Source organism: Clostridium tarantellae, from assembly GCF_009295725.1.
GTDB lineage: Bacteria > Bacillota > Clostridia > Clostridiales > Clostridiaceae > Sarcina > Sarcina tarantellae.
The window spans coordinates 1-5,651 of record NZ_WHJC01000220.1; the positions used below are offsets into that span (position 1 = coordinate 1).

The 5,651-nt window shown below is 24.4% G+C and carries 4 protein-coding genes; all 4 read right to left on the reverse strand.

Going from position 1 to position 5,651, the window contains the following annotated elements; genetic code table 11:
• Nucleotides 1–17 precede the first annotated feature (17 nt).
• The gene (locus tag GBZ86_RS11920; RefSeq protein ID WP_234885162.1) at nt 18–920 is read right to left on the reverse strand and encodes an LCP family protein; all 903 of its coding nucleotides are present in this window, start codon (nt 918–920) and stop codon (nt 18–20) included.
• Nucleotides 921–1,428: 508 nt separating this feature from the next.
• On the reverse strand, nt 1,429–2,301 hold the full coding sequence (gene galU / locus GBZ86_RS11925; protein WP_152890948.1) for a UTP--glucose-1-phosphate uridylyltransferase GalU: 873 nt from the start codon (nt 2,299–2,301) through the stop codon (nt 1,429–1,431).
• A 101-nt stretch (nt 2,302–2,402) separates the two neighbouring features.
• Nucleotides 2,403–3,416, reverse strand: coding sequence for a UDP-glucose 4-epimerase GalE (gene galE, locus GBZ86_RS11930; protein ID WP_152890950.1), 1,014 nt, complete (start codon nt 3,414–3,416; stop codon nt 2,403–2,405).
• Nucleotides 3,417–3,584: 168 nt separating this feature from the next.
• Nucleotides 3,585–5,651, reverse strand: a 2,067-nt coding sequence (locus GBZ86_RS11935; protein ID WP_207707447.1) for a sensor histidine kinase, incomplete at its 5' end; no start/stop codon positions are given.

The window sequence follows — 5,651 nt, forward strand, 5'->3', positions numbered from 1 at the left end:
ATATATTTAATTATTTATTATGAAATATCTTCAAAGATATAATTTTGTATTTGAAGTTTCATATTATCATCAAAGGCCAAATAATAAACCCCATTTTTATATAATTGTTTCATTTGCTCATCTTTTGGAAATCTAGCTGTATTTAAACCATTAGGTATTAATTTTGCAAAATTTGTAGCTAAATTTATTAAATCTGTTGAAGATAAATTAGTTTGTACATATGGAAGAAATTCATTGATAAGGCTAGGATATTCTTTTAAGTTAGTTCCTTTAAGTTTTTCAAATAAAGAACTAAGAATAATTCTATGTCGTTCAGTTCTCCTTGCATCTCCACCTTCTACATGTCTAATTCTCGCATATGATAATACTTGTTCTCCATTTAATTTATGCACACCAGCTTCTTTTATTTCTGATATAAATTCTACTTCATCTTCTTTAATTGGAATTTCTACCCCTGAAAGTTTATCTATAATGCTTTTAATAGACTCCATATTTACAGATATAAAATCTGTTACATCAAGATTAAAATTTTCATTTATTGTTTTTAAAGCTAATTCAGGTCCACCATATGCATAAGCATGATTTATTTTATCTTTTTCGTATCCTGGTATATTCACATAAGAATCTCTCATAATTGATGTTAACTTTAATTTATTGTGAACTTCATCTAAAGTTAATATCATGATAGAATCTGATCTTCCATTGTTTTTATCGCTATCAACTCCAAATAAAGCAATATTTTTTATATTTTTACACTTATTCTTTAACTCTTTATTAGCACTTACATTGTTTTTATCTATTGATACAGCATCAATCTTACCTAGTAAATCTGAAATATACCATGTTGAACCTGCTATAGATATTAAAAATATAAAAAAAATAGTTAACATAATAATTTTAAGTTTTCTTCTTTTCCTCAACTATACCACTCCTTATAATATTCTATGTGCAATATTGTTTATTTAAAATGGTTTTTTAAGAAAATCATCTAAATTATACTATAAATTCTTTATTTTGTCTTATTATTTTATATTAATTTGCTTTTTGATTTTTTTATTATTTATTCAACATTTTTTATAAAGTATATAAAAATATTTGTCTCATCTTTTTGTATACGTTTAAAAACTTATCCACATTTTTATATAAGACATATTCTTACTTTTTAAAGTTATCCACAAAATTATACCCAATTTTAATTTTAATATTTTAATTATCTAATTTTAAAATTAGACAATTCTCTCTATATAATTAAATTTGTCCTTTTTCTTATAACTTACAAAATTTTATATAAATTTTATATTTTTATTATAATTTAATATTATTCATACATTTTATATTTTAAAATTAAATTTTCAAAATAAATTAAGCCTATATCTTAGATTAATAACTAAAATAAGATATAGACTTAATTCCATAAACTTTAATGTATTATTTAACTATTTTCTTTAGATACTCTATAAAGCCATCTTTAAGCTCTGGTCTTCTTAATGCATATTCAACAGTTGCTTCTAAAAACCCCTGTTTATCTCCAACATCATATCTTCTTCCTTCAAAAGTATAAGCATACATAGCTTCTCCTTCTATAAGCTTAAGAAGTGCATCTGTTAACTGAATTTCTCCACCTTTGCCTGGTTTTGTGTTATCTAAGATATCAAATATTTGTGGAGTTACTATATATCGTCCTAATATAGCTATATTTGAAGGACTTTCTTCTATTGATGGTTTTTCTACTAATCCTTTAACCTTATATACATTATTTTCTATATGAAGCCCATTTACTATACCATATTTACAAACATCTTTTTTATTTACAGTTTGAACACCTAAAATGCTTGTTTGATATTCATCAAAACAATCTATTAATTGTTTTAAACAAGGCTTATTTTCATTATAAACTACATCATCACCTAAAAGAATAGCAAAAGGTTCATTTCCTACAAATGTTTTAGCACATCTTATAGCATGACCTAATCCCTTTGGTTCTTTTTGTCTTATATAATGTATATCAACCATTTCAGAAATATCTCTAACAAGCTCTAACAGTTCACTTTTTCCACTTTTATCAAGTTCCATTTCAAGCTCTACTGATTTATCAAAATGATCCTCTATACACTTCTTACTTCTTCCTGTAATTATAAGTATTTCTTCTATTCCTGAAGCAATAGCTTCTTCTATAATATACTGTATAGTAGGTTTGTCTACTATAGGTAACATTTCTTTCGGTTGTGCTTTTGTAGCTGGTAAAAATCTTGTTCCCAATCCAGCTGCTGGTATAATTGCTTTCCTAATTTTTTTTCCCATGAAACAGTTCTCCTTAACCATCATTATATAAATATTATACTCAATATTCATATATATTATTTTCTTTTGATATTAATTTTTAACTAATACATTTAAAAGTTTTAATTATAACCTTTTGGATTATTACTTTGCCATCTCCAAGAATCTTCACACATTTCTTTAATTCCTTTTTCAGCCTTCCACCCTAAATCTTCATTAGCCTTAGTAGGATCAGCATAACAAACAGCAATATCTCCCGGTCTTCTATTTACAATTTTATAAGGTATTTCTTTACCACTAGCTTCTGAAAAAGCTCTAACTAATTCTAAAACACTATATCCATTACCTGTACCTAAATTATATGTTACAAGACCACTATTACTATTAAGCTTTTCTAAAGCACATATATGACCTTTTGCTAAATCTACTACATGTATATAATCCCTAACACCTGTACCATCTTTAGTATCATAATCCTCACCAAAAACATTTAATTCCGGTAACTCTCCAATAGCAACTTTAGTTATATATGGCATTAAATTGTTTGGTATACCAGTTGGATCTTCACCTATCATACCACTTTCATGAGCTCCTACTGGATTAAAATATCTTAAAATTGCTAAATTAAAGCTTTTATCGGCTTTATATATATCTCTTAAAATATCTTCTATCATTAATTTTGTCATACCATATGGATTAGTTGCTGATAATGGATTATAATCTTCTGGAATTGGAACAACTTTTGCTTCACCATAAACTGTAGCTGATGAACTAAACACAAAATTTTTAACATCATACTTCTTCATAACCTTTAAAACTGTTAATGCGCTAGTTAAATTATTAAAATAATACTCTAAAGGTTTTGCTACCGACTCACCAACGGCTTTTAATGCTGCAAAATGTATTACTGAGTCTATATTATTTTCTGAAAATATTTTTTCTACTTCATTTTCCTTAGTTAAATCTGATTTATAAAATTTCACCTTTTTACCTGTTATTTTTTCAATTCTATCTTTAACTAATTCTTTACTATTATATAAATTATCTGAAATAATAACTTCGTACCCTTTATTAAGTAACTCAACTACAGTATGACTACCTATATATCCCATACCACCTGATACTAAAACTACCATTTTACTTCCTCACTTTCTAAATATAAGTCTCCCTAATCATTTTCTATTATATATTAACCCATTACATTAATAAACAGGTAATCGTATTTATTTCCAAATATTCATATAAAAAAAGCCATGATTATATAGTTTATAAAATCACGACTTTAATAGTTTTATTATCATTGATTAATATAATTCATAAATATCTGAAAGCTCTAATTCAACCTTTTCATTGTCTATATTATGCTCAAATTTATTTGTCGCTAAATTATCTAATTTATCATTTGGTATTTTAATAATAAATTCGCTACCATTTTCTCCATCACTTTTAAGTCTTATTTCGCCACCATGAATTTCAATTATAGATTTAACAACACATAACCCTATACCGCTACCTTCATTATGTCTATTTAATGATTTGTCAGCTTGTACAAATCTATCAAATATGAATTGTTGCATTTCAAAAGGAATTCCTACTCCAGTATCTTTTATATTAACATATACCCATTCATTATCTTTAGAAACTTTCACTAATATGTTACCTCCCGGTTTAGTAAATTTTATTGCATTTGATAACATATTTAAAATAGCTCTTTCTATTTTATCTAAATCACACTTAATATAAATCTCCTCTTCTAAAGTATCAAAAACAACAGTTAAATTTTTAACTTTAGCGTAAGGAATTATAGACATAGTTACATTTTCTATTAAATCTACTATATTATAATTAACAAACTCTCCTTTAAGAGCTCCAGAGTTTATCTTAGTCACATCAATAATATTACTTATAAGTCTAAGCATTCTATAACAATTATGCTTTAAACTTGTTCTATACTTTTTATATTCATTACTAAATTCCTTAGAATTTTTCTCGCATTTTAAGTCTAGTAGTTGAATAGTTGAATAAAATATATTTAACGGTGTTCTAAATTCATGAGAAAGATTTGCAAAAAATTCATTACGTGCTTCCTCATAAGCTTTAACCTCTTTATACCTCTTAGTTAATGTATTAATCTCATTGCTAATAGTTAAGTCTCTAAAAACTAATATTTTACCTAAAACAGAATTATTTTCTCCTAAAATTTCGCTATTAATACATTCTACTGGTAAAAATTCTGTACTTTCTTTTTTTATCAAACCACACTCTACTCTACTGCCTTCTGAAGTCATAACTTTATCAACATATTGTTCTAACATAATCTTTTCTATACTTTTACAAATTAATTCTTCTTCACTATATTCTAAAGTTTTTGTAACTGCATTATTCACATAGGTTATTTTATAATTATTATCTGTTACAATTATTAAATCTTGAATATTTTCAGTTATATTTTGAACTATAGGCTTACTTTTATCTATTTTTTTATGTATAGCATAATCATCTGTTACATCACAAAGAGATGCTGCATAATAATATTTGTTGCTTTTTACACGAAGCTTTTGACATTCAACTCTTATAAATCTACCTTTTATATTTAAAGTAGTTTTCCAACCATTATATTTTTCAATTTCATTTATTATATCTAATATAGATATAACATTAAATTCATTTATTATTTTTTCCATGTAATTTTCTAATTCTTTATATTGTTCCTTCTTTCCTACAGTTTTATTTTCACAATATTTTTCTCTTAATTTTTCATTAGCATAAATAAGTTTTTTATTACAATCATATAAAACTATAGAATTATGGTAGTTAAACTCCATTAAATTATAAAATACTGTAAGCTCTTCTTCTAAAATATTACTTTTATGTACTTTTTTTATCATTTCAAAAAGAATTCCTAAAATCAATAAAACTACTGAAAGTATAGTTAATAAAATTAATATTTCTTCATAACTACTAATAAAATATTTTTTTAAAAATATTTTATCAATGATTATATAAATTCTTTTTATAGATAAAAACATAATGCTAGAACTTATAAATATATATGCCAATTCCTTATTTTTTAAACTTTTTTTAATCCATAATACATTAAATATAAAATAACCAATGATAATAATTATTAAATGAATACTTAATAAAAAATTGTTATTTTTTAATTCATTTAAAAAGCCTAAACTATCTAAACTTATTTCTAAAAGACTAAATAGTATTACACTTATAACTGACTTGGTTTTGTTAGCTACAATAATCTGCTTTAATTTGCTATTTTTTTTTGTTGCACATATTAACATAATTATTCTAAAATATCCACTTAAAAATAAAATTTGTGAATTATAAAAGAAATGAATAGCAATATTTAAAGT